21 protein-coding genes, 1 tRNA gene, 1 pseudogene and 1 riboswitch are annotated in these 25,736 nt (G+C 34.7%); of the genes and pseudogenes, 12 read left to right on the top strand and 11 right to left on the bottom strand.

Annotated features, from left to right (window positions below; all coding sequences use genetic code 11):
• A pseudogene (locus H628_RS07985) lies at positions 1-183 on the bottom strand (ISL3 family transposase); the annotation flags it as partial.
• 302 nt (positions 184-485) lie between these two features.
• On the opposite strand from H628_RS07985, the gene H628_RS0103975 reads away from it, so the two are divergent.
• The 9 genes from H628_RS0103975 (at position 486) to H628_RS0103935 (ending at position 13,615) form a co-directional block, all read left to right on the top strand.
• Entirely contained in the window at positions 486-887 is a 402-nt protein-coding gene (locus H628_RS0103975) for an NUDIX hydrolase (protein WP_027825308.1), read from the top strand.
• Complete coding sequence (locus H628_RS0103970) at positions 880-2,382, top strand: YfcC family protein (RefSeq protein WP_027825307.1); 1,503 nt, start codon at positions 880-882, stop codon at positions 2,380-2,382. Before H628_RS0103975 ends, H628_RS0103970 begins: the two co-directional genes overlap by 8 nt.
• Positions 2,383-2,687: 305 nt before the next feature.
• The gene (locus tag H628_RS0103965; protein ID WP_027825306.1) at positions 2,688-3,830 is read left to right on the top strand and encodes a trans-sulfuration enzyme family protein; all 1,143 of its coding nucleotides are present in this window, start codon (positions 2,688-2,690) and stop codon (positions 3,828-3,830) included.
• A 68-nt stretch (positions 3,831-3,898) separates the two neighbouring features.
• Positions 3,899-4,726: an exodeoxyribonuclease III gene (locus H628_RS0103960; RefSeq protein ID WP_027825305.1), complete on the top strand. Its 828-nt coding sequence runs from the start codon at positions 3,899-3,901 to the stop codon at positions 4,724-4,726.
• A gap of 126 nt (positions 4,727-4,852) precedes the next feature.
• On the top strand, positions 4,853-8,614 hold the full coding sequence (locus H628_RS07545) for a YSIRK-type signal peptide-containing protein (RefSeq protein ID WP_081662450.1): 3,762 nt from the start codon (positions 4,853-4,855) through the stop codon (positions 8,612-8,614).
• Between the two features lie 56 nt (positions 8,615-8,670).
• Positions 8,671-11,481 (top strand): DUF3427 domain-containing protein, encoded by a 2,811-nt coding sequence (locus H628_RS0103950; RefSeq protein ID WP_027825303.1) that lies wholly within the window; start codon positions 8,671-8,673, stop codon positions 11,479-11,481.
• A gap of 49 nt (positions 11,482-11,530) precedes the next feature.
• Positions 11,531-12,388, top strand: coding sequence for an aldo/keto reductase (locus H628_RS0103945; RefSeq protein ID WP_027825302.1), 858 nt, complete (start codon positions 11,531-11,533; stop codon positions 12,386-12,388).
• An 81-nt stretch (positions 12,389-12,469) separates the two neighbouring features.
• Positions 12,470-13,183 carry a DUF975 family protein gene (locus H628_RS0103940; protein ID WP_027825301.1) on the top strand — a complete coding sequence of 238 codons (714 nt, stop codon included), beginning with the start codon at positions 12,470-12,472 and terminating at the stop codon, positions 13,181-13,183.
• Positions 13,184-13,288: 105 nt separating this feature from the next.
• Positions 13,289-13,615 (top strand): hypothetical protein, encoded by a 327-nt coding sequence (locus tag H628_RS0103935; RefSeq protein WP_027825300.1) that lies wholly within the window; start codon positions 13,289-13,291, stop codon positions 13,613-13,615.
• An 89-nt stretch (positions 13,616-13,704) separates the two neighbouring features.
• Here H628_RS0103935 and H628_RS0103930 read toward each other — a convergent pair whose 3' ends face one another.
• Positions 13,705-14,955, bottom strand: a complete 1,251-nt coding sequence (locus H628_RS0103930) for an MFS transporter (RefSeq protein ID WP_027825299.1) — start codon at positions 14,953-14,955, stop codon at positions 13,705-13,707.
• 102 nt (positions 14,956-15,057) lie between these two features.
• On the opposite strand from H628_RS0103930, the gene H628_RS0103925 reads away from it, so the two are divergent.
• Positions 15,058-15,915 (top strand): helix-turn-helix domain-containing protein, encoded by an 858-nt coding sequence (locus tag H628_RS0103925; protein ID WP_027825298.1) that lies wholly within the window; start codon positions 15,058-15,060, stop codon positions 15,913-15,915.
• A gap of 87 nt (positions 15,916-16,002) precedes the next feature.
• Complete coding sequence (locus H628_RS0103920; protein ID WP_027825297.1) at positions 16,003-16,710, top strand: YjjG family noncanonical pyrimidine nucleotidase; 708 nt, start codon at positions 16,003-16,005, stop codon at positions 16,708-16,710.
• A gap of 56 nt (positions 16,711-16,766) precedes the next feature.
• On the opposite strand, the gene H628_RS0103915 is transcribed toward H628_RS0103920, so the two are convergent.
• The 5 genes from H628_RS0103915 to ribD all read right to left on the bottom strand — a co-directional run bounded on the left by H628_RS0103915 (position 16,767) and on the right by ribD (position 21,202).
• The gene (locus H628_RS0103915) at positions 16,767-17,768 is read right to left on the bottom strand and encodes a D-2-hydroxyacid dehydrogenase (protein ID WP_027825296.1); all 1,002 of its coding nucleotides are present in this window, start codon (positions 17,766-17,768) and stop codon (positions 16,767-16,769) included.
• A 107-nt stretch (positions 17,769-17,875) separates the two neighbouring features.
• Positions 17,876-18,346, bottom strand: coding sequence for a 6,7-dimethyl-8-ribityllumazine synthase (gene ribH, locus H628_RS0103910; RefSeq protein ID WP_027825295.1), 471 nt, complete (start codon positions 18,344-18,346; stop codon positions 17,876-17,878).
• 21 nt (positions 18,347-18,367) lie between these two features.
• Positions 18,368-19,543: a bifunctional 3,4-dihydroxy-2-butanone-4-phosphate synthase/GTP cyclohydrolase II gene (locus H628_RS0103905; RefSeq protein WP_027825294.1), complete on the bottom strand. Its 1,176-nt coding sequence runs from the start codon at positions 19,541-19,543 to the stop codon at positions 18,368-18,370.
• 2 nt (positions 19,544-19,545) lie between these two features.
• Complete coding sequence (locus tag H628_RS0103900; protein WP_027825293.1) at positions 19,546-20,151, bottom strand: riboflavin synthase; 606 nt, start codon at positions 20,149-20,151, stop codon at positions 19,546-19,548.
• Positions 20,144-21,202 (bottom strand): bifunctional diaminohydroxyphosphoribosylaminopyrimidine deaminase/5-amino-6-(5-phosphoribosylamino)uracil reductase RibD, encoded by a 1,059-nt coding sequence (gene ribD / locus H628_RS0103895; RefSeq protein ID WP_027825292.1) that lies wholly within the window; start codon positions 21,200-21,202, stop codon positions 20,144-20,146. Before ribD ends, H628_RS0103900 begins: the two co-directional genes overlap by 8 nt.
• A gap of 118 nt (positions 21,203-21,320) precedes the next feature.
• Positions 21,321-21,437: riboswitch (FMN riboswitch) on the bottom strand.
• A gap of 159 nt (positions 21,438-21,596) precedes the next feature.
• Here ribD and brnQ point away from each other — a divergent pair.
• Complete coding sequence (brnQ, locus tag H628_RS0103890) at positions 21,597-22,961, top strand: branched-chain amino acid transport system II carrier protein (protein ID WP_027825291.1); 1,365 nt, start codon at positions 21,597-21,599, stop codon at positions 22,959-22,961.
• A gap of 19 nt (positions 22,962-22,980) precedes the next feature.
• On the opposite strand, the gene H628_RS0103885 is transcribed toward brnQ, so the two are convergent.
• From H628_RS0103885 to H628_RS0103870, 4 genes are all read right to left on the bottom strand, one after another.
• Positions 22,981-23,925: a LysR family transcriptional regulator gene (locus H628_RS0103885; protein ID WP_027825290.1), complete on the bottom strand. Its 945-nt coding sequence runs from the start codon at positions 23,923-23,925 to the stop codon at positions 22,981-22,983.
• Positions 23,926-24,042: 117 nt separating this feature from the next.
• Positions 24,043-24,273: a cytochrome b5 domain-containing protein gene (locus tag H628_RS0103880; protein WP_027825289.1), complete on the bottom strand. Its 231-nt coding sequence runs from the start codon at positions 24,271-24,273 to the stop codon at positions 24,043-24,045.
• Between the two features lie 155 nt (positions 24,274-24,428).
• A tRNA-Lys gene (locus H628_RS0103875) sits at positions 24,429-24,501 on the bottom strand.
• Between the two features lie 96 nt (positions 24,502-24,597).
• Positions 24,598-25,320, bottom strand: a complete 723-nt coding sequence (locus H628_RS0103870; RefSeq protein WP_155825162.1) for a CPBP family intramembrane glutamic endopeptidase — start codon at positions 25,318-25,320, stop codon at positions 24,598-24,600.
• Positions 25,321-25,736: the final 416 nt, after the last annotated feature.

The raw sequence follows: 25,736 nt of genomic DNA, 5'->3' as shown, positions 1-25,736 counted from the left end.
CTGAAGATGACCATTATGAATCAGATTAACAGAACTGCAAAAAGGACAAGCAGGCTGAATAAGAGTAGCTTGAAAGACCTTATACTTAATACCGTTAATTAATTTAAAGAAATGAGCATTAAAAGTGATATTAGGGTCTTGGATATCGAGCGAAAATTTAATACAATCATTGTAAGAGGACATAGAAAAACCTTCAATCTATTAAAATTTGAGTCGTGTTGAATTTTATTGTAAGTAGAGGGGCTATGGCCTCTTTTTTGCAATAAAAAACCTGTTAACAGTTTAACTCAAATAAACTATCAACAGGAAAAATTATAGAACCGAATTTTTTTGAATAATTATTAATAATCCCCGACATAAGTCGGGGGCTTTTTTATTTCCCAGGAAAAGTTAAATAATTAACAAAGTATTGCTTTTAATTATTTTTAAAGTTCGCTACTATAAAGATGAAGTTAGTTTATCAAGTTTCATAAGAAGGATAGCCGATGAAAAGAACAGGACTAATAGTTTATAATCCTCAATTTGATGCCATCTTATTAGTACATCGTTTAGAAAATGAAAAAGATTATTGGGTTGTTCCAAGCATTCAACTTAATCCTAATGAAGCTCCCAAAACTGCCGCAAAGAGAATATGTTCTGAAAAATTAAACTTGAAGTTGAATCGATTTGAGGAAGCTTTTACTACAGAAGCAGAAAATTATTACTTTTATACTGAAACTGATACTATTGAAGCGCCAGCATGGCATGATGGACCTAAGACCAAGGGTAATCTTTATGTTCCTGCTTTTGTACGTATACATGAACTAACTAATATCAATTTAGTAGGAAAAGAGGTTAAAGATAGGCTTTGCTATTTTTTTAGCAAGCTGAAAAAGGGCAATGACTAAAAAGAAACGTTTAAAAATGCCGTCAGCTTTTACCATTTTGTTTATTTTAATAACATTGATAGCAATTTGTACTTGGTTTATTCCAGCCGGAAAATACGATGTTAACAGCGCTGGTAAGATTGTAGCAGGTACTTATCATCATGTTAAAGGTAATTCTCAAGGCTTATGGGATATCTTGATGGCACCAGTTCTTGGAATGGTTGGTGACAAGAAGACTGAAGGGGCAATTTCAGTTTCACTATTCATTTTGATGATTGGTGGCTTTTTAGGGGTAGTGAATCGGACTAAGGCACTTGATGCAGGAATTAGTTCGATTGTTAAGAAATATCAAGGTCGTGAGAAATTTTTAATTCCCATTTTGATGTTTTTATTTGCTTTAGGCGGTACCACTTATGGTATGGGTGAAGAAACTATTGCTTTTTATCCCTTACTTATTCCGGTAATGATGGCTTGTGGCTTTGACACTTTGACTGCTGTAGCGATTGGAATCGTTGGCTCTCAAATTGGTTGTTTAGCATCAACTGTTAATCCATTTGCGACTGGAGTGGCTTCACAAAGTTTGGGGATTTCTCCAGGAGACGGTTTGTTTCCAAGACTTATTTTATTTGTTTTGACCGTAGCAGCTGGGATTATTTATGTTTATCGCTATGCTGAAAAAGTTCAAAAAGATCCAAAGAAGTCATTAACTTACAATCGCCGAGAAGCTGATATTGAAGAATTCGAAATCAATCAAATGACCAAAAGTCAGCTGGAGTTGGATAAAAAGCAAAAACGGGTTTTGATTGTTTTCGCCTTAAGTTTTGTTTTCATGATTATCGGCTTGATTCCTTGGACTTCAATTAATCCACATTTCACATTCTTTGAACAATTTACCCAAAAATTGAACCATACTCCGGTTTTAAACTTAATCTTAGGCCATAATATTGTGCCATTGGGTCAATGGTATTTCAGTGAAATTACTACGCTCTTCTTGTTCATGTCGATTGTAATTATGTTTGTATATGGCATGAAGGAAGAAGACTTCGTAAATGCATTTTTAACTGGTATGGGGGACTTTATCAGTGTTGCTATGATTGTAGCAACTGCACGTGGATTACAAATTGTGATGAATAATGGTTTAATTACTGGTACGATTTTGCACTGGGGTGAACAAACCTTACATGGCTTATCACAAAGTATATTTATAATTTTGACCTTTATCTTCTATATTTTGATGTCATTTTTGATTCCTTCAACTTCAGGCTTAGCAGCTGCCACCATGAATATTATTGGTCCGCTAGCACAATTTGCACACGTTTCAACTAGTTTGGTTGTAACTGCTTTTCAAGCAGGATCAGGCTGGGTTAACTTAGTTACTCCAACAAGTGGAATCGTAATGGGAGCTTTAGCTATTGCTCATATCAACGTAACAATTTGGTGGAAATGGATAGCTAAGTTAATGCTGATTTTATTTGTGATTATTGCAGTCTTCTTGGGACTTGTAGCAATTTTTTAAGTTAACGAGTTTCATGTGAAACTTAATATTTATACAAGATAATCAGTAGTTTTAAGCAAATGATAGTTGACACTTCTTTTTGGTAAGTGTAAACTGATGAGCATAAAATATTTAGGAGAGCCAAACGATGAATAATTTAACGTTTATCAATGCTAATATTTGTTGTAGTGGAGCGTCACAGATGATGTGCTCCACTTTTTGGCATACCCCGAAACTAATTTAAGCAAAAAGTAAGCAATATTTATCTATGACGCTAATTCAATGATTGAATTGGCGTCTTTTTTTTATTCTCAGGAGGTTACAAGATGAAGTTTAATAGTAAGTTGATTCATGGTGGAATTAGTGAAGATGAAGCAACGGGAGCAGTGTCAATTCCAGTATATCGAGCATCAACTTATCATAAGCCTTTTTTAAGCAGCAATTTGAAGTGGGAATATTCAAGATCAGGTAATCCTACGCGCGCTGCTCTAGAAAGCTTAATGGCAGATTTAGAAAATGGAACAGCAGCCTTTGCTTTTAGTTCAGGTTCAGCGGCAATTCACGCAGTCTTTTCACTCTTTTCAGCAGGCGATGAGATTATCATTGGTAAAGACGTCTATGGTGGAACTTTCCGGTTAGCTAACCAAGTGATGAAACGTTTTGGCTTAAAATTTACAGTAGTTGATACGCGTAAGCTTGATGAGGTTTTGGCAGCCATTAAGCCAGGTGTGAAAGCAATTTATTTAGAAACGCCTACTAATCCTCTACTTGAAGTATCAGACTTAGCTGCAATTGCTAAAATTGCTCAAGAAAATAATATGTTAATGATTGTTGATAATACCTTCGCAAGTCCATACAACCAAAAACCTCTTGAGTTAGGTGCAGATATCGTGGTTCATTCAGGAACTAAATATCTTGGTGGTCATTCAGATTTAGTGGCTGGAATTGCTGTGGCTAAAGATGAAAAGATTGCAGAGAAATTGGCCTTTTTACAAAATTCTATTGGTTCTGTCTTATCTCCTGATGATTCATGGTTATTAATGCGTGGGATTAAGACATTAGGTGCTAGAATGCGAATCCACGAAGAAAATGCGCAAGCAGTGATTGCTTATCTTTTGCAAAGTAAATACGTCAAAAAGGTGCTTTATCCAGGGTTAAAGACTAATCCAAGTTTTGAAATAGCTAAAAAGCAAATGAAGGGCTTTGGTGCTATGATTTCTTTTGAATTAGCTGATGAATATCAAGCTGCCGATTTTGTTAATAAGCTACGGATGATTTCTTTAGCAGAAAGTTTAGGTGGAATTGAAAGCTTGATTGAAGTGCCTGCAGTAATGACTCATGGGGCTATTCCCCGGGAAATAAGATTAAAGAATAGCATTAGTGATGGCTTAATTAGACTGTCAGTGGGAATTGAAGATAAAGAGGACATTATTGCCGATTTAGATCAGGCCTTTAAGAACTTAGACTAAGCTTTTTTCTCCCAATTAAAGCTAGATTCGTTATAATAAAAATAAGACGAAAAAAGGGAGATTTTTCAATGCTTTTAATTTCATGGAATATTGATTCACTTAATGCTGCACTAACTAGTGACTCAGCTCGTGCGCAAAAGACTAGACAAGTTTTGACGGAAATTGCAGAAAAAGAACCAGATATCTTAGCAATTCAAGAAACAAAATTACGAGCAACTGGCCCAACTAAAAAACATGCTGAAATTTTACAAGACATGTTTCCTGATTATGATTATGTGTGGCGGTCATCTGAAGAACCAGCCAGAAAAGGTTACGCTGGGACAATGTACTTATACAAAAAGTCTTTAAAGCCAGAAGTATCATATCCTAAGATTGGGGCCCCTGATACGATGGACTTTGAAGGCCGGATTATTACCTTAGAATTCCCAGAATACTTTGTTACTCAAGTCTACACACCAAATGCTGGTGGTGAATTGAAGCGTCTTAGCGACCGCCAAGGTTGGGATAAAAAATACATTGAATACTTACAAGAACTTGATGCACAAAAGCCTGTTTTAGCTAGTGGAGACTACAACGTAGCGCATGAAGAAATTGACTTGAAGCACCCAGAAAACAACCACCATTCAGCCGGTTTTACTGATGAAGAAAGAGCTGATTTTACTGAACTGCTTGCAGCTGGCTTTACCGATAGTTTTCGTAAGATTCATGGCAATATTCCAGAAGTTTATTCATGGTGGGCACAAAGAATTAGAACAGCCAAAGCTAATAATTCAGGCTGGAGAATTGATTATTGGCTAACAAGTAACCGAATTGCGGATAAGATTAAGAAGTCCGAAATGATGGATACTGGTGAGCGTGCGGACCACTGTCCAATTGTCTTAGAAATCGAGTTATAAAAATAAGGCATCGCAATCGATGCCTTTTGTTTTTGGAAAAATTAAGTATCTTGTCTCCATAATAGCAGAAATGTAAAATTTAATATGTAGGAGTATATAGATTATTAGCTATTATGGAGGAATAAGATGATGAATAAAGGAAATGAAAAAATCTCCCATTTCGCGATTAGAAAGCTAACTATTGGCGCTGTATCTGTCGTTATAGGTGTATTTTCAATTATGGGGTTTAGCACCGTAGCAAGCGCTAGTGAAGTTAATACGAATAATGAAGTTAAAGTAAATAATATTACTGGAACAACAAAGGAAGAACCAACTCCAGAACAAAAAGCAGAGTTAGATGCTTATATTAAAAAGTATTATAACGTTGATTTTTCAAAGGAATTTCCTAATGCAAGTGGGTTCGATTTGTTAACATTTAGTTTAGATGGATCTTTCTTAAACGATATGAAAGAAAACTCTTCTTTTAATAAGGAAAAGTTTGAAAAATATAAGCAAGAACTTGATAGTACTTATAATAGGCTGAAGAGTGAAGAAGTTGAAATCCAACAGTTACCGCAATATGTAGATAAGTATCATAATATTGATTTGGATAAAGAATTTCCTGACGGAAATCTTCAAGTTATACAAAAACTAAAAGATACAGGAAATAAGCTATATGACTTATCTAAGCAATCAAAAATTAATTATCAAGATATGAAAAACTTAATTATTGATGCAAGCTTGTATTATGGTGAATTGAAAGATGATAAAGTAGCACAAGATGAAATAACCACATATTTAAATAAGTATTATGGTAAGGATTACAAAAAAATATATCCTAAAGCTAACCAGTACAATGTGAATGAATTTATTGGATATATTCAAGAGTTGTATGATATGAAGCATAATCATACTTTCAACATACATAGATTTCAGAATATAAAGCCTGTTATTGATAAAATGTATAATGCATTTGAAAGTCAACGAGAAAAAGTTAATAAATTAGAAGAATATGTAAGAAAATATACTGCCATTGATTATCATAAACAATATCCAAATGCTGATGAACCTTTAATAGAAGATATGCAGAATACAGTTAATAGACTTGTTGAAACTAATAAGGAAGAATATTTTAGCGAGAGTATGTCTTCAGATCTAGAAAAATCAGCTGATCAACTTTATGAACAATTAGAAGCTTCTAATAAAGAACCAGCGAAAAAAGCAAGTATTATAAATGCTGGAGTATATAAATATTATAATGGTTGGACTTTAAAAGTAGATTCTGTATTTGCTAAGAATTTCTTAGTTTATGATGTTTATGGTGATAAAATTACTGAATTTACTGTTGATGGAGATAAGACAGCTAATACTAATGTGTTTAAGTCTAATGTTGATCTTTCACAATATAAGAAACTTGTTATAATTCCAGTTTCGGTAAAAGGGGAAAAGGGAAACTATGTTGAGGTAACTCCACAAAGTTCTAATTATAATAAGTCATTAGGAACTGCTGTAGGACTGATAAATTCTATGGGATTAAATACTGTTACTTATAAGGAAAAATCCCCTATATTAGCCGATTTGGCTGAAAAAATAGTGGCAACTAATTTAGCTTATCAACCAGTAACATACAGTAATGATGAAATTGAAAATATTTTAAAGGAATTTTTCGCAGAAATAGATAAATTAGCTTCAAGAGAAAATCTAAGTAAAGTACATAATGTTTATTTTGATAGTTTAAATAAAGATTTTGAAATATCGGCAATATTCTCCAAGAAAATAGAAATTTTAGATGCACAACATCGAAGAGTTAAAGTTATTACACCAGATAAAAGTTCAGATAAGTATTTACAATCTTATAAATTTAAACTAAATAAATATGGAAAGTATTATTTCGTATATACAGCGGATAATGGCGAGAAGAGTGAAGAAAAATCCTTCTACTATAAAGATTTGGACTCTTTGAAGGAACTTGATTCTAAATATAAATTAGGACAACCACTTGTAGACATATCTGATTTGCAGCAATTAAAATCTAATATAGATAGTTATAAAAATAATGTTTTTATTTCCCAATCAAATTTTGATGCTTTAGTATCTGAATATAAAAGACGATATGATGAATATAATAAGAAAATGGGTGAAAACCAAATTTTTATCAATTGGGCAAGTTGGGATAAATATTCAAGACTAACTTATAGTGGAAGCTTTAACTTAGAGAAGATAGAAGTTTGGTCTACTGATAACAAGTTATTGTTAACTTATAAAGTTGAGTTTATGAGTGCTCCTTATATTCCAGATAGTATTCCTATTAATAAAATTAAGGGGATAAATGACATTAATGAGTTAATCTTGGTACCATATAACAAGAATGGAGAAAAAGGTAATCCAGTTCAGATTTATAAGGATTGGAGTAGGGAATTATCAAAACTCAGAAATCGTTTAAGCGAATTAAGATCTACCCCATTATATATAGATGCTCCGAATGATAAGAAAGAGAATATTGATAAACTTCTTTATGAATTAGATTCAAAAATTGATGATGATAGCCTGGTATCTCCCGATGAAAAGAAATCCTTAATAGATCAAATTAATAAAGCCTATGCAGATTTAGGAAATAAAGAAAAAGATACTAGCATGGCAAAAATAACTGGTTTTAGTGGACTTCCTAGTCATTTTATTGATATTTATAGTAATAATACCAAGCAAATAAAAGTTTTAGATTCTAAAGGTAAAGTTATTGATACCCTTGATTATGGGAATGGTCAAAATGAAATTAATTTCTCGGATACCAAGTTAGTTGAGGGAGAAAAGTATACTTTAATACCAATTGATTTTAATGGTAAAGAAGGAGAGTATAAGAACTTTTATTACAATCCCCAAAATATATATGTACTTAGGGAACTAGGTGATTCTTCAGGTAATGTAAAAAGGACCTATATCTATGCTCATGCTGAAAAGGAATATAGAGATAAATATGATGTAATAACTAACTTTATTAAATCTCAAACTTTAGATGTAACTCCAGAATTTGCATTTTTACATACACCTGAGGAAATTAATGAATTAATTAAAGAGGCTAAAACTGCATACCAAGGTCTAGTAGACCACCAACAAAAAGATACAAACTTTGAATTTGAAAAGAAACCTGTAGTTCCATATACGCCAGTAGTTCCAAGTGGCAAGGATAACAAAGAAAATAGTAATAAGCAGGAAGGTACTATTGAGAAACTTTCAGGCGTACTTCATGTTCCTGCTGTTAATGGCGATTCAAATTACAAGATTGACTTAGTAGATGGAAATGGAAAGAAATCAGGGCAATCTATTAAAGCTAATAGCAATTGGAAAGTGATTGCCAAGAAAGAAATTGATGGTAAAACTTATTACCAAATTGGTACAGATAAGCAATGGATTGCTGCAGATTATGTTTCTAATTTTGAACCTAGTCAATCTGAATCTGAGATTCCATTAACTGGTACCGTACATTCTAAGATTATTAATAACAATAAAGATTGGAAGATAGCCTTATTGGACAAAGATGGGCACTATACTGGTAAATACATTTCAACTAATAGTAACTGGAAAGTATTTGCTAAGAAGATTATCAATGGACGTTTAATGTATCGTTTAGGTACAGATGAGCAATGGGCACCAGCTGATTATTTTGAAGCTCCTTCTGTTATAATGGATGAGACAAAATTTGATGGAATTGCCTATGCAAAAGTTATTAATAATAATAGAAATTGGAAGATAGCGTTATTAGATGGCCAAGGACGCTATAGTGGAAACTTTATTAATACTGATAGTAATTGGAAAGTATTCGCTAAAAAGACAATCAATGGACGTTTAATGTATCGTTTGGGAACTGATAAGCAATGGGTTCCTGCAGATTATCTTCTAATCAAAAAGTAAGATTTAATATAGACAAAGGCATCGCAATCGATGCCTTTTGTTTTTGGAGAGGATTTATGGATAAAGTTTTAAAAGATGCGATTTTAAATGGGTTGTATGATACAAAATATCCAGGGCAGGTCGATTTAACGCCCCAACTTTTATCTAATAGCAATGAAAAAATCTGGCTCAGCTTGCGTCAAGAACTCATAACTGCTAACTCTTTTACTTGGGCAGTTGCCTTTATTAGTGAAGACATGCTGGTTCCACTAAAGCAAGTATTAGCAGATACTAAGATCTCAGGAACGATCATTACAGGCTCATATCTGCAATTTAACAGCCCTAAAGTTTTTACTGAATTAATGAAAATTCCAAACTTAACGGTAAAAATCAGTAATAAACCAGGCTTTCATGCTAAGGGCTATTTATTCAATCATGGGGATTATCAAACAGCTATTATTGGTTCAGCTAACTTCACTCGCTCAGCAATGCTGGCTAATAGTGAATGGTGTTTGAAGGTTAGCTCAAACCAAAATGCTAGTTTAACCCAGCAGCTGCAAGCTGAATTGGCTGACTTAAGTCAAACATCGACTCCTTTAACTGCTGAGTGGATTGATGAATATGCTCAAACTTGGGTAAAGCCTCAAGCCCAAACCCCTATTATTACCCAGGAAATAAAGCCTAATTTGATGCAAAAAGAAGCAATCAAGAATTTGTTTAACATCATTAATCAAGGCCAAAAGCGAGCCTTAGTTGTTTCTGCTACAGGGACAGGGAAGACGTATCTAGCAGCATTTGTGGTCAAGAAATATCAACCAAACCGCTTTTTGTATCTTGTGCACCGGGCTCAAATTGCTAAAAAGGCTATGTCTAGTTTTCAAAAAGTAATTGGTGGGCGCAAGAGTGATTATGGTCTTCTTTCGGGAAACCATCATGATTACGATGCTAAATACTTATTTGCAACAATTCAGACTTTAAGTCAGGAAGACTTATTAAAGAGCCTTGATCCAGCTGAATTTGATTTTGTTTTAATTGATGAAGCCCACCGTACAGCTGCACCTTCATATCAACGGATCTTGAATTATTTAGAACCTAAGTTTTTACTCGGTATGACAGCAACGCCTGAGCGAATGGATAAAGAAAATGTTTTTGAAATTTTTGATTACAACTTAGCTTATGAAATTCGTCTGCAAAATGCCCTTGAAGAAGGAATGTTAACGCCATTTCACTATGTTGGAATTGAAGACTACGAAGTTAATGGACAAAGTATTGATGAAACAACGAATTTAGCTTATTTAACAGCTAGCAAGCGGGTTGATTATTTACTTAAAGAAATTGATTACTACGGTTATTGCGGTCAGACTGTTCATGGCTTAGTCTTTTGCAGTCGACAAGCAGAAGCAAAAGAATTGGCTCAGGAATTTAGTAAGCGCGGACATCAGGCAATTAGTTTAACTAATGAAAATACCGAGTCTGAACGCCAGCAAGCAGTTAATGACTTAGAAGAGGGAAGAATTGAATACATTATTACCGTTGATTTGTTTAATGAGGGTATTGATATTCCTTGTCTAAATCAAGTTATTATGTTGCGAAATACGCAATCTAGTATTGTCTTTATCCAGCAACTAGGGCGCGGCTTAAGAAAGTATCCTGATAAGGACTATGTTACAGTGATTGACTTCATTGGTAACTATCAAAACAACTATTTAATTCCATTGGCTTTAACTGGTGATCGGTCAGCTTCAATTGATCGCGCTAAGCGTGAAGCACAACTCCCGTCATTTGTTGGATTGTCAACGATTAATTTCAGTCGTATTGCTAGCGAGAGAATTTTAGCATCTTTAGCTAAAATCAAGCTTGATGGCTTAAAACAACTTAGAGAAGCCTATCATGAACTAAAAGATAAATTAGGCAAGCGACCATTACTTTATGATTTCTATCGCTTTGGTTCAGTTTCTCCGCTCGTTTTTGCTCAAAATACAAGTCTTGCTTCGTATGCTACTTTTTTGAAGAAAATGGGTGAAGAGCTTACTCTTACACAATTTGAAAGCCAAGTCTTGAGCTTTTTAACCAAAGAATTATTACCCGGGAAAAGAATTCATGAGTTATTACTTCTGCACCTATTATTGAAGCATGAAAAAGTCACTAGTGAGCAATTTGAAACTGAGTTAAAGCAGCATCATGCTTATTGCAGCCGTGATCTATTAGCTTCTGTTCAAAACTTCTTGATGCTAGATTTCTTTGATGTTAAAGCTGGTAAAACTACCAAAAAAGCCCAATATGGTAATACTGCATTAATTGAGCGTTTGAACTTGTTTGACTTTACTTTTAGTCCAGAGATTAAAAAAGCTCTTGAAGATGTTGATTTTAAGACCTTATTTACTGATCTAATTAAGACGGGATTAGCTCTAAATCAAGCTTTTGATAACAGCCAGGAATTTACTTTGTATCAGCCTTATGATCGCAAAGATGCCTGCCATTTACTTAATTGGCCACTAGATGTTAGCGCACCGATGTATGGCTACCGAGTAGGGGAAAAGGATTGTCCGATTTTTATTATTTATAATAAAACTGAAGAAAAGCGCAGTAGTATTTACCAAAATGACTTTTCTGATGGACGTAGTTTGCATTGGTATACTCGTTCACCGCGACATTTAGATTCAGACGAAGTTCAGCGCTTATTAAGTGGCAAAGTTAAATTGCACTTATTTGTCAAAAAGAGTGACGCAGCTAGTCGCGAGTTTTTCTATCTGGGAGAGGCTAAGATTATGCATGCGCAAGAAGAAAAGATTGGTCCTAAGCAAAAAGCCACAGTTGGCATGGACTTGCTTTTACAAACGCCACTAACTAGTGACATGTATCAAATGCTTTTCACTTGTGAAAAGTAAGTATGATGATATAATTACACATAACTAAATAACGAAAGTGAGGCAAATTATGGCTTTAAGAGGATTAAATGATACTTACACTTTGAATAACGGTGTAAAAATTCCTGTTGTTGGCTTTGGTACTTGGCAAACTCCTGATGGTGAAGTTGCGGAAAAGTCAGTTTTAGCGGCTTTGAATAGTGGTTATCGTCATATTGATACTGCGGCTGCCTATGGTAACGAAGAAAGTGTTGGCCGCGCAATTAAGAAAAGTGGCATTAGACGTGATGAACTTTTTGTTACTACTAAGCTTTGGAATTCTGATCATGGCTATGAAAATACTAAAAAAGCAATTGATACTAGCTTAATGAAGCTAGGGCTAGATTACTTAGATCTTTATTTGATTCACTGGCCTAATCCAGTTGCTATGCGTGATAATTGGGCTGAATTGAATAGTGAAAGCTGGCAAGCTATGGAAGAAGCCCAAAAAGCCGGCAAGATTCGTGCAATTGGGGTATCTAATTTTAGAAAGCATCATTTAGATGCCTTATTAGAAAATGCGGATGTAATTCCAGCTGTTAACCAAATTTACTTAAATCCTAGTGACTTAGAGTCAGATGTTCGTAAAGAAAATGATAAGTATCAAATTTTAAGTGAAGCCTATTCTCCACTTGGAACAGGAGATTTATTAGGTAATGAACTTGTTAATAAGTTAGCTCAAGAACATGGCAAGAGTCCTGCCCAAATTTTAATTCGCTGGAGTTTGGAACATGGCTTTTTACCACTACCTAAGTCAGTTCACGAAGAATATATTAAAGCCAATGGTCAAGTCTTTGATTTTTCATTATCTGCGGATGAAATGAAGTTACTTGATGGCTTAGAAGGAAAAGGCAACTCAGCCTTAGATCCAGACCAAGCTAATTTTTAGATTCAAATCAAAATCGTTGCAAGTGCAACGATTTTTTTATATACTTAAAGTGTAATAGGAGACTAATACGGAGGTTCAATTATGAAACGCTCAGAATTAAAATTTAATGCTAAAGAAAAACTACACAACAATTGGGCTTGGGGAGCTCTAATGTCATTAATGCTTATGCTAATTGCCTATTTGGTCAGCAGAGGAATTATGTTTCTCATGTTTGGTTCCGCTGGTATTTTTGGCTTTATGATGGCAGAACGTGTTTTGACAGAGGATCCTGGCTTTGTAATTTCCTTATTTGTAAGTTTTGCAGGTTTTATTTACTTGCTATCATTTGGTATTTCACTTATTACTGGTATGTTTGATAAGGGAGTTCAGATTGGTTATTTACATTTAGTAGATGATAAAAAAGAAAATAATGTTTTCAAAAATATCTTTTTAGCCTTCAGAGGTGGCAGAACTTATAACTACTTCGTCAATGTTTTATTAACTTCCATCTTCACTGGATTATGGTCTTTACTATTCATCATTCCTGGGATTGTAAAATCATATTCATATGCAATGACTTTTTACATCTTAGAAGATATGCATAAGGCTGGAAAAGAAGTAGGTGTAACTGAAGCCATTACTAAATCTCGTCAAATGATGAAGGGACATAAGTTCCAATTATTTGTTTTAGATTTAAGTTTTATCGGCTGGGGAATTTTAGCAACACTTGCTTTAGGTATTGGCTGGCTATGGCTTGTTCCATACATTCAAACAACTAAGGCAGAATTTTACCGTAAGCTAGCAGCTAATAACTAGACAAAAATAAAATTAAATAGTATTCAAAATAAGTATTGAATAGCAATACTTATTTGGGTATAATAATTTCTGTGAGAAAGATATATTTCTCTCGGAGGTAAAAACATGAAAAATACAAAATTTTTTGCTGGTATTGTAATGGTGTTTATGTCACTTTACATGCTATTTCAAGCTGTAACTGCACATCTAGCAACTAATGCTATGATTGCAGGAATTATCTTCTTAGTTGCAGGTATTGCATACGTTGCAACTAAGGATATGGATAATTTAACTGGCGACATTGCTGGTTTAGTCTTGAACTTAATTGGCTGGTTTATGACTATGTCAATTCCAACTGTTAGCTTATTTGGAGTTTTTGCTTTAATTATGGCGGTCGTTTTATTCGGCTTAACTCTTATGCTAAACAGTGGAAACTCAGCTTTAGCAAAATAAATTCAGAGAATTCAATTTTGGATAATACGAAAGAGGCATCAGATGATGCCTCTTTTTTGTTACACGTGAAACAGAATGTGAGAAGTATTTTAATACCGTTTAGCTACTTTCCTAACTTTTATATTTAACTTAATTGCAAGAGCTAAGATAATAATTTCGACAATTGCTAAGCCTGACATTGAAATAATAAAATTAGTGCTCCCAGAAATTGTCGTAAAAATTGTAGTCATAGTTGGTGCCATTACCATCAAGATTGTATTTAATAAGCCCATACTTGAAGCCAATATTCTTTGATTGACTGCTGTAACTAACCATTGTGATAGCTTGATTGAAGCCAAACTAGCAGTTGCAGCTAGCATGAAGTAAGCCGGTAAAATAATATAAATATTTGCAATAAAAGCAGCTATTGTAGTAACGATACTAAGAATGATAGCTGTAACGACAATTGAAAACACAGTAGCTTTTTTGAATAATTGTGGCCCCAAAATACTGCCAATAGCGAAACCACCACTTACAACAATTCCAATAATCGCAATAGTAAAACTATAATTTGATATTATCATTGTCTTTTTATACGCGACCATCACTATTGGAATTAAGGATTGTAGGGCACTTAATGCGCCATTAATAAGAGCAACTATTAAGACGATTGTTAATAAGCCAGGTTGTTTTTTAACTTGGTTGTATGAAGATATTAGTGTAGCCACAAATTTGTCCTGGTTAATATCTTGATTTTCAATTACTTGGTTACTATTTTGATATTTTCGTCCAACACTAGCGTAAAGTAGACCGGCAAATAAGAAGGTAAGTGCGTTAAGAAAGGCTAAATTTGAATAAGACATAAAAAGTAGTAGTCCAGAACCTAGAAACTGGGCTGAGATTCCAATAACCTGTGATACACCACTGGTAAAGCCCTCAGCTTCACCAAATTCTTCTTCACCAACTAAATTGACAATTAATGGTACAACTAGTCCACTAGCGTACGAGCCAAAAGTATCTGATATTAGATTAATCACAATTACAATTAAAACTAGTGTCCAATCAGATATTTTACTTACAAATAAAACTCCAACTAAGCTGTATAAAACGAATCTTATAAGTGCTGTTAAAAAGATGTTCTTGAATTTCTTTGGCGTTCTATCAGCTAAGTATCCAGCAAAAACCTCTAGTAGTTTTGGTAAAGATTCTGAAATTGCAATCAAAGAAAGTGCTAGTGAGTAGTTCTTTAACTTGCTGGCATAAGTCATCAAAGCCATATAAAATAGGATGTCACCAGTTCCAGAAAGAAAACTAGCAATTGAAAAATAGCGATAAGATTTATTCTTTAAAAAAACGTTCATGATTTACCTCCCTAAGCTGTTTAGTTCTGATTTCATCTTATCGGACTTATAATTAAGCTTAGAGATTTAGTCACATTTGAATAAAAAAGTAGGTGACATTTTATGCAAATCGGTGATCTGTTAAAAGAATATCGGATAAGACAAGGAAAAAGTCAGAAAGAGTTTGCAGGAGAGGTAGTAAGTCAATCTTATTATTCGAAGGTTGAAAAAAACGCAAATCGAATAACAGCTGAAGATCTAATTAATTTATTACATTACAACAATATTCCTCTTTGGGAATTTTTAAGTCGTTTGAATCACACTGACAGTTTACATAAGCAAGAACTTGCTGATTTGGGTAATTTGATGATTAATGCATATTATGCAGCTGATAAAGAAAAATTCACGAAGATTATAGATCTAATTAATGAAAGCAATTTGTCAGAAAAAGATAAACAAGAACAAAAATTAATCGTAAGAGGCTGGCTTGAATCAACGAAAAAGCTAGATGAGCCTCATGATGAAAAGTTGAGGCAAAAACTAAAGGAGCAAGTATTTAGTAGTCCTAGTTTTAATAAAAATAGTATGGCATTGTATTGTAACTTTATGGATTTTTATGATATAGAAAGCAATCTAGCTATTTCAAAGCAAATAATTAAACAACACAAAAATGATAATGATACCGATATTCAGAGAGTTTTATTATCAATTATTGCTAATATGCTAATTTTAGTTATTGAAAATAAAAAGCCAGGGTTAGCTGACTTTTTTATTGAAGCAGCAGATCAAATTCCAACTAATCCGGAGTTATTTTTCTATAAATGCTGTATTTATTTTCTTGAAAATGCTATTAGGTATCAAAATTTAAGTGATAAAAAGTATTTAACTAAGTGTGATAGTGCCATTGCAATGATTAAGGACCTAGGTATGAGAGCGTATGCTGAAGGATTAGAAAAACTAAAAGCAGAACAGCTTTTATAAAAATGTTACACGTGAAACTATCTACCTTTTTTGAAAAAGCGTGTTATAATAAATATTCCCAACTTTTGAGATAGAGGAGATAAATCTATGCGCTATCAACAACTTATATTTGATGTTGATGATACTTTGATTAGTTTAGCATCAACTGAAAGTTTCGCCTTGCAAAGCTTATTTAACGCCCACAACTGGCCACTCTCCAATAATTTGAGACGGCAATATCATGCTTATAACCAAGGCTTGTGGCGCAAGCTAGAGCAAGGGGAGTTAACTTATCAAGAATTAAGTGAGCGATGTTTTCGAGTCTTTTTAAAAGAAAACTTGGACATTGATGTTGATGGTCAAAAGACGATGGATGAGTATCGCTCATACTTTGGTGAAGCCCATCAATTATTGCCAGGTGTTGAAGATACCTTGCGCTTTGCTAAGAGTGAAGGGTATAAGTTGGCAGTTTTAAGTAATGGTGAGCAATTTATGCAGACTCATCGCTTAAAATTAGCAGGCATCTATGATTATTTTGACTTAATTGTGACTTCAGAAGAAGCAGGGTATCAAAAGCCAGATGAGCGAATTTTTGATTATTTCTTTAGTAGATCTGGGATTAGTCCAGATAAGACATTATTTTTTGGAGATGGACTGCAGTCAGATATCTTAGGTGCAGAGCGTTACGGCTTTGATAGTGTTTGGTATAACCATCACCACCGCAAAAACACTTTGAATTTGCATCCTTTATTTGAAGTTGATAATTACCCACAATTTGTGAAGTTGATGCAGCAAGATTTTAAAAAGAAATATTAAGCAAAAGAAAAAAGAGGCCGAAGCCTCTTTTTTGTTATTTGAAATAATTAGTTAAATTAACCTAACTTAACTGGAGTTTCAGGTTCTTTACCTTCAACCATAGCGTAGTTGTTGTCAAATGCCTTAACAACCATGTTACGTACTGCGTGAGTAGTGTAGAAAGCAGTGTGAGGAGTTACCAATACGTTTGGACGGTCAATTAAGTCTGCTAAACGTGCATCTGGGAATTCCTTACCCTTCCAGTCTTCGTTAAATACACCAACTTCACCTTCGTAAGTATCCATTACAAAACCAAATACCTTACCTGAGTCAAGACCACGGATGATAGCATCAGTATCAACAAGTGGACCACGTGATACGTTTACGATAACAACGCCATCTTTCATTTCTTTGATTGAGTCGTCGTTAATCATGTGAACGTTAGCAGGAACGTCAGGTACGTGAAGTGAGATTACGTCAGCCTTCTTGTATAATTCGTCAAGACTGTCTACGTAGTAACCCTTCTTTTCAAGTTCAGGGTTGTGGAAGATATCGAAAGCAATAACCTTTGCGCCGAAGCCTTCCATAATCTTCATAAATACTTGACCAATGTGACCAGTACCTACAACACCAACAACTTGGTCACGAACTTCACGACCGATGTTTGGTGCCCAACGTAAGTCACGCTTAGCCATCTTCAAGTCAGTTACCTTGTCTTGACGTAATACACGAGCTGCTTGAATTGCTGCGTGTTCAGCGATAGCGTTTGGTGAGTAAACAGGAACGTTAGTAATTTCAAAGCCAAGTTCCTTAGCCTTATCCATGTCAATGTTATCAACACCAACGTTACGTAATGACATCTTAGTAACGCCAGCATCAGCTAATGCTTGTAAAGTTTCTGCAGTGTAGTCTAATTGTTGGTAAACAACAACACCATCTGCACCCTTAGCAAGTTTTGCAGTTTCAGGAGTTAATAATTGATCAGTGTAATCAACTTCAACATCCTTGTGGGCTTCTTTCCATTCGTTAAGGAATGGTTCTTCATCTTTACGAATTGCATAAGCAAAAATCTTAGTCATGTTGTACCTCCATATATAACAATCGGATACCTTTATTATACATGATTTCTTGTGAAACAAAACACATAACTAGCACATTTTGCAATGTAAGCGTTTTAAATAACTACTTATTTTTTAATAATCAATTGCTCATTTAAACTCATCATTTCAAGTAAGCTTTGAGCAGTTGAACTTCCTTCGTTACCAGCTTTTAAGCCGGCTCTTTGCAAAGCTTGTTCAATATTTTCAGTAGTTAGCATCCCAAAAGTAATTGGAATTTTGCCTTCTAAATTTAATTGCATAATTGCTGAGGTTACATTGTTAATAATCATAGCATAGTGATCAGTTTCACCTTTAATAACAGCGCCTAGGGTCATAATTCCAGTATATTGGTTGGTTTCAAGGACTTTTTTGGCGGTAAAGCCTATTTCAAATGCGCCAGGAACCCAATAAATATCAATATCTTCATTTTTTATGCCAAATTTTTTGAGAGTAGCTGTTGCTCCATCTACTAAATTTTTAGTAACAGTTTCATTGAACTGAGAGGCGACAATTGCAACTTTACCATGAACATTTATAAAATTACCTTGTTTAATCATTAATTCTCTCCTATGTACTATTTAGTTTCCCATAATTAGATGATGAAATTTGTCTCGTTTAGTTTGTAAATAAAATTTATTTATCTTATTTGCCGGTATTTCCAGTGGAATTCGCTCAGTTACTTCAATACCATATTTTGTTAGTTGGGTAACCTTATCGGGATTATTGGTTAATAAACGGATTTTACTAATACCTAAATCTGTCAAAATTTCCTTAGCAATCTCGTATTTTCTTTCATCAGGTTTAAAACCTAAAATCTCATTAGCTTCATAAGTGTCATGACCCTGGTCTTGAAGGGCATAAGCCTTCAGTTTGTTAGTTAGTCCAATTCCGCGCCCTTCTTGTCTTAAATAAATTAAAACACCACCTTCAGAATCGATTTTTCTCATTGCTTCATGGAGCTGTTCGCCGCAATCGCAGCGCTTTGAACCAAAAACGTCGCCAGTCATACATTCAGAATGTAACCGAACCAATATCGGCTTATTAGGATCGATTGGGCCTTTAACTAAGGCCAAGTTTTCACCAGAGTAGGCCTTAATTTTGAAATCTCCATATGCAGTTGGTAAATTAACGAATTCATTCTTTTTACTTACAGGACTTTTAACATATTCTTGTAATTCTGCAATTGTTAAAAATGGTAAATGATATTCTTGGGCAATTTCCTTTAGTCGGGGACGACGCGCCATATGACCATCGCCATCCATTACTTCGCAAATATAAGCAACTTCGGCTTCACCAGCTAAACGTGCTAGAGTAATTGAAGCTTCTGTGTGACCATTGCGGTCTAAGACGCCACCATCTTTAGCAACCAAAGGGAAGGTATGACCAGGTCTGAAAAAATCTTCAGCCTTGGTAGTTGGATCAGCTAAGGCTTTAATTGTGGCTGCGCGATCAAAGGCTGAAATTCCAGTTGTGGTAGTTTTATAATCAACGCTAATTGTAAATGCAGTTCCATAAGGGTCAGTATTATTTTGAGCCATTGGAGTTAATTTGAGTCTTTCGGCAATGCTGCGACCAATACTTGTGCAAAGCAAGCCACGGGCTGTTTGAGTAATAAAATTGATTTTTTGTGGAGTAACCTTAGAACCCAGACCGATTATGTCACCTTCACTTTCACGATCTTCATCATCAGCGACGATAACTAGGCCGCCTTGCTTCATCCACTGAATTGCTGCCTGAATTTTTTTAACATCCATATCTATTGTGCTCCTTGAAAATTTACTAGATTTTTAGCTACGTATTTACCTAAGATATCAGTTTCGACATTTACCTGGTCACCAACGTTTAATTTTGCAAGATTGGTTTCTTCTTGCGTATGAGGGATTAAACCAACAGAAAAAATATCATCATGAATATCCATAACTGTTAAGCTAGTGCCATTAATAGCGATACTGCCTTGAGCAACAACTTGATTAATTAGTCTTTGGGGTAATTGGAAAAATAGCTCAACTGCGTTTTCATTTTGTTGCTTTTTGACTAAGGAAATCACATCATCAATGTGGCCAGTTACAATATGACCTTCTAAGCGGCTCTTTAGTTGCAAGGACCGTTCCATATTAACTTGATTGCCAATTTTTGAATCTTTAAAAATAGTCTTTTTGAAAGTTTGTGGCATCATCGTCACAGTGAAGGTTGTTTCTGTAAAACTTTCAACTGTTAAGCAGCAACCGTTAACTGCGATTGAATCACCAATTTTTAAATCTTTTAAATTAGCTGGAACAGTCTTAATTATCATTGTGATAGTGTGTTCATCTTTTTTTATATTGGCAATTTGGGCATTACCAGTAACTAATCCACTAAACATAGTCAATCCTCCCACTAATTCGAATATCTTTATCAAGTACCTGATAATTAGGTTGTATCAATTTAAGATTTTCAGTAATTTCAAAACCATCTAAAGCATTGCTGCCTAAAAAAGTAGGTGAAAAGTAAGTAATGAGCTCTTGAGCTAGCTTTTCTTCAACAAAAGATTTCATCAGAGTTGGGCCTCCTTCAACGTAAACTGATTGCACCTGGTTTTGAGCTAATATTTGCAAAACTTCAGTTAGAGTACCTTGATCTAAAAGAAATACTTTAACGTGCAGTGGATATGAAGTTTTAGCTAATTCTGGATTTTGGGTAAAAATCCAAGTAGGTGCCCGATTATCTGAAAATAATGTTAGCTGCTGATTTAATAAGCGTCCGCGGCGGTCAAGCACCAGTCGAATAGGGGGATGGTCTTGTTTAATACTTGTTAATAAAGTTGGATTATCAATTAAAGCAGTTGAACTACCAACCATTATTGCTTGATAATCAGCGCGTTCTTGATGAACTTTTTGAGAAGCTGCATTACCAGTAATTTGAACTCGCTTGTTAGGGTAGCTACACTTATGATCTAGGCTAAGAGCTTGCTTTAAAGTAACGTAAGGCAAGTTATGCTCATAAAAGTAAGCATAGTGCTGGTTTAGCTTTTTAGCTTCTTGAGCTAATACACCCGTAGTGACGGAAATGTTATGCGCTTTTAATTTTTTTATCCCTTTGCCAGTGACTAAACTATGTGGATCTATTTGGCTAATTACGACTCGTTTAATCTTGCTAGCAATGATTAAATCGCTACATGGCGGTTGCTTACCTGTATGATTACAAGGTTCAAGTGTTACATATAAAGTTGAATTAAATAATTGTTCTGGAGTTAATTTGGTAATAGCATCACGTTCAGCATGGACATCGCCATAGCGGTGGTGGTAGCCAGATGCTAAGACTTGGTTATCTTTAACAATGACAGCACCAACCATAGGGTTTGTCCATGTATGATAGCGGCCTTTGCTAGCTTCTGTGAGTGCAAGGGCCATAAAGTGTTCGTCTGTATTCATCAAATCACATCCTTTTTTTGCATCAAAAAAGCCTCGAGAAAATTCTCGAGGCTAAAATAATATTCAAAGTTAAAAAACACCAATCTGGAGCTAGCTAAAAAGCCTAGCTTGTACTAGTGTCATTAATCTTCTCCCATCTAGACTTTAACTATCGGTACCTATAATCAGGATTCAACCACTTGCGTGGGTCGCGGACTTTACCGCCGGTCGGGAATTTCACCCTGCCCCGAAGAACATTTTTATTTAATTCAGGTTAATCATACACAAGAAAAAATATTTTTTCAAGTAAACGATTTCAATAGTTAAAGCCGCTAGCATTATTAGATGAATATGATAAAATATAAAAAATAAAAATACAAAATTTAAAAAATATAATTTTATAAAGAGGGTGAGTTTAATGGACGAACTAAAAAAAGTTGAGCGTAAGCTAACAAAAAAAGATTATTTTGTTGTTAGTTCAATGTTGTTTGCATTATTCTTTGGAGCCGGGAACCTAATTTTCCCCTTACATTTAGGTCAAATGGCCGGGCATAATTGGTTTATTGCTACACTTGGCTTTTTAATTACCGGGGTAGTTTTACCATTATTATCAATTTTGGCAATTGCCTTAACTAGAGCAGATGGAGTGTATGATATTGGATTACCATTAGGATCAGCTTTTGCTGTGACCTTTATGGCTTTGATTCACGCTACTATTGGGCCTTTCTTTGGAACTCCAAGAACGGCAACTGTTTCATTTACAGTTGGGGTAGCACCATTTATTCCAAAAGATCAACAGCAATTAGCTTTGTTAATTTATTCTGCATTGTTCTTTGGAGCTGCATTTTGGATTTCATATAATGAAAAAGATATCTTAAATCGATTAGGTAAGGTCTTAAATCCTATCTTTTTAGGGTTACTCTTCTTGGTATTTTTAGTTGCAATGGTCAATCCTTTAGGATCAGCTAATGCAGGACACGCTACTAGTGCTTATGCTACAAGTGGTAATGCATTCTTAAATGGCTTTTTAGAAGGATATAATACCATGGATGCTTTGGCAGGATTAGCCTTTGGGGTTACTGTTGTAGCAGCTATTAGACAATTAGGTAAAAAAGAAGATAAGAGTGTTGCTATCGTAACTGCTCGTTCTGGTGTGTTGGGAATGGGGGCAGTTGCCTTAATCTACTTCTTTTTAATCTTAATTGGTGCGATGTCACTTGGTAAGTTTACTATGAGTGCTGATGGTGGTGTTGCCTTTAGTCAAATTGTGCAACATTATGCAGGCTATGTTGGACAAGCAGTTTTAGCTACTTTGATGACAGTTACTTGCTTGACTACTGCTGTTGGTTTAGTTGCTGCTTTTGGACAAGACTTCCACAAGCATTTTCCACGTCTTAGCTACCGCGTTTGGATGGCACTATCTGCTTTTGCGTCATTCTTAATTGCCAATGTTGGGTTAAATGAAATCATTGCATGGTCAACACCATTCTTGATGTTTTTATACCCACTTTCTATGGTGTTAATCGTGTTATCAGTTATGACACCAATTATTAAGAAGTCACCAGTAGTTTACTTTACTACCGTTGTATTCACGGTAATTCCAGCATTTTTAGACTTTGTTAATGCATTGCCGGAGGTTGCGAAGAATACTGGCTTAGTTCAAAGTTTGATTAGTGTGCGTAACACTTTGCCACTTTCAAGTGTTGGGATGAGTTGGTTACTTCCAGCAGTTGTCGGTTTAGTTTTAGGGTTAGTAATTTACTTTGCAAAGCAAAAACGATAGAAAATAAAAGAACTATTTCCTAGGAAATAGTTCTTTTTGTTTGCTTAATTTCGGGACTCAAATCACTTCTCAAAAAGGTAGTTATTAAGTCTTGAATCCCAGGTGTTAGTTTGCGGCCTTGCTTAACAGCGATAAAGTATTCAATTGAAAGTAAATCAGGAGATATTGGTAACAAATTAAGTGGCGTTTCTTTATATCTCTTTAGAATACTTGCTGATGAAATAGTTAAGCCCATACCATTAATCGCTAAGCCAGTTGTTGTTAAAACGTTTTGACTCTCTAAGATAATATTTGGTTTAATTTTATACTTTTGAAAGAGTCCATCGACTTGATGTCGGATGGCAGAACTGCCATTTGAAAGGAGAAAAGGTTGCTGGAGCAAAGTTTTTAAATCAAAAGCATCCGGCTCTAAAATAAATTTTCCAGCTTGATAAAATTCAGAATTAGCTGGGATTACAATATAGTATTTTTCGTTCCCATTAATATATGGCTTTATTCCCTTACTTAATGCCTTGGGAGTTTGCCCTAAGTAACAGTCCACTTCTTCAGCTAAAAGTAAATTTTCACTGGCTCTAGGAGAGACTTCGGAAAGTTGAACTTTAATATTAGGGTGACTCTTTAAAAAATTAGGCAAGATAGTAGGAATCAAAAAACAGCCCAAACTCTCTAAAACTGAAATGCGAATGACTTCTAATTTTGGGTTTTCGTATTTAACTAGTTGAGAATGGAGTTTCCGTTTACTAGCAACGGAATTTTCAAGGTATTTATAATAGATTGTTCCAGCTTCAGTTAGTGTGAAGGGAACAGTTCGATTAATTAACTTAATCCCCAGTTTTTCTTCTAGTCGCTTGATTGTCTGAGTTAAATAAGGCTGAGAAATATATAGAGCTCGAGCCGCCTTAGTAAAATTGCTTTCTTCAAGTAAAGCATCAAGATAATGTAAAACAGTCTCAGGATCGTGCATAATGGCCTCCTTTGCTATAACAAAAGCATTATAGCACGGTAATTAGCTGAGTACGTTATCAATTTTTAGTAAAACAAAAAAGACTGTCGTTTTTTCGACAGCCTTTTATTTTGCTAATTAGTCTTTTAAAGTACCAACTTTTTCAAGACCTGCTAAAACTGAGTCACCGTGTGGTGAGTGGCTGAGTGCTTCAGTTACATCTTTACCAGCTAAAACGCCGTGGTGTTCACCAGCTTGCCAGTGGGCATTACCAGTAACATCGTAAACTACACCTTTTACAGCAACATAAGCCTTGTTACCATTTTGACCATCAAATTGTGCTAATTCTTCTCTTGTAAATTCTTTCATAAATATTGCTCCTTATCAAAGTGACACGATGTCATTAATCTTTATATTTAAATAGTAACACCGTGTCACTACAAGTGCAAGAAAAAAGACTGGAAAAAATCCAGTCTCAAGGCATAAAAAAAGCACCGCCTTCTCGCAGTGCAGCTTTTATATAGTGGGTGGTCAGGGGATCGAACCCTGGACCCACGGATTAAGAGTCCGTTGCTCTGCCAGCTGAGCTAACCACCCGTTGTCTTTCACAACAGAAATAATAATATCAAAATTTGGTTAGGCTGGCAAGCACTTTTTTGAATTTTTTTGTTTAATTGTAATTAGGCTAGTTTTTCAAAGCATTATATCTTTAACATTTTGCTTGATAACCTGGCGCCGTTTGCCGGTCATGAAGAAGATGAAGAATAGGATGCTTATAAGTGATTGAAGCATTAAACTACTAAAATCATTTAAGAAACCCTGATACAAGGGCGAATAATGTGACATGTATACAATCAGGTCATTCAGGGAATGCATGGCAATTGCAAAATAAAGTTTTCCTGTGTACAAATAGATTGCTGTTATTACTAAGCTGAAGGGCAATGCAAAAGCAACTTGTTTTGTCACAGTCGTAAGATTCCAACCTAAGAAGAGGTTGTTAAAGTGTAATAGTGCAAATGTGGCAGAAGAAAGAATAACTGCTTTAGCAATAGAATAAGTTTTGAAGTAAGAGAGAAGAAGTAAGATAAAGCCATATCTAAATCCTTCTTCAATTAAACCAACAGATAAAGCATATCCAACGTAAACTAATTCAAAGTTTAATTGACTAAGAGCATATCCCCAATTACCGAAAACTTCTAACCAGTTTATAGCAGACGGGGAGAACGTAGTAAAAAATGGAAACCAAATCATGAAAAACAAAGCAATTAAATAACTGAAAAGCTGATAAGGCTTATTTTTACCAGTTGGTAAATTGGGCTTCCAAGTATAATTCCAGCTTTTCAACGCTAAAGCTAGAAGCAAGAGCATTAAAACTCCGTTGGCAGAGTTAAAAGTAACATTTTCTACGGAATTCATTCCTGGATAAGAGACCGGAGGAATTATATGAAGAATAATACTAAGTCCTCCAATATATATAATTCTTGTCCATAAACTAGTAAGCCTGTTAACAGAAAAGACTACTGGAATATTGATAGAAAATAATAAAACAAGATAAAGGATAAAACCGACTACGTTGGTATGCTTGATAATATCAAAGCTCGAGAATAGTAGCGTCAAAAAATAAAGATTACTAGTAGTTAAAACATATGGTTCGATAAAGTTAGGTAAATGAAATTTTAGTAGTTTAGAAATAAGTAAACCAACTAAAATAACTGTTAAAATTAAATTAAATTAAAAATATTAACAAAAGGACTATGGATGTACCATAAGCTGAGTTCAATAAAAATTGAAGCGATTAATTCTAAAATAATGCATTTATTGGCAACTTGCTT

The organism is Lactobacillus psittaci DSM 15354 (assembly GCF_000425905.1).
GTDB lineage: Bacteria > Bacillota > Bacilli > Lactobacillales > Lactobacillaceae > Lactobacillus > Lactobacillus psittaci.
The sequence above is the reverse complement of the archived record's forward strand: the minus strand, read 5'-3'. Positions and strand labels throughout refer to the sequence as shown.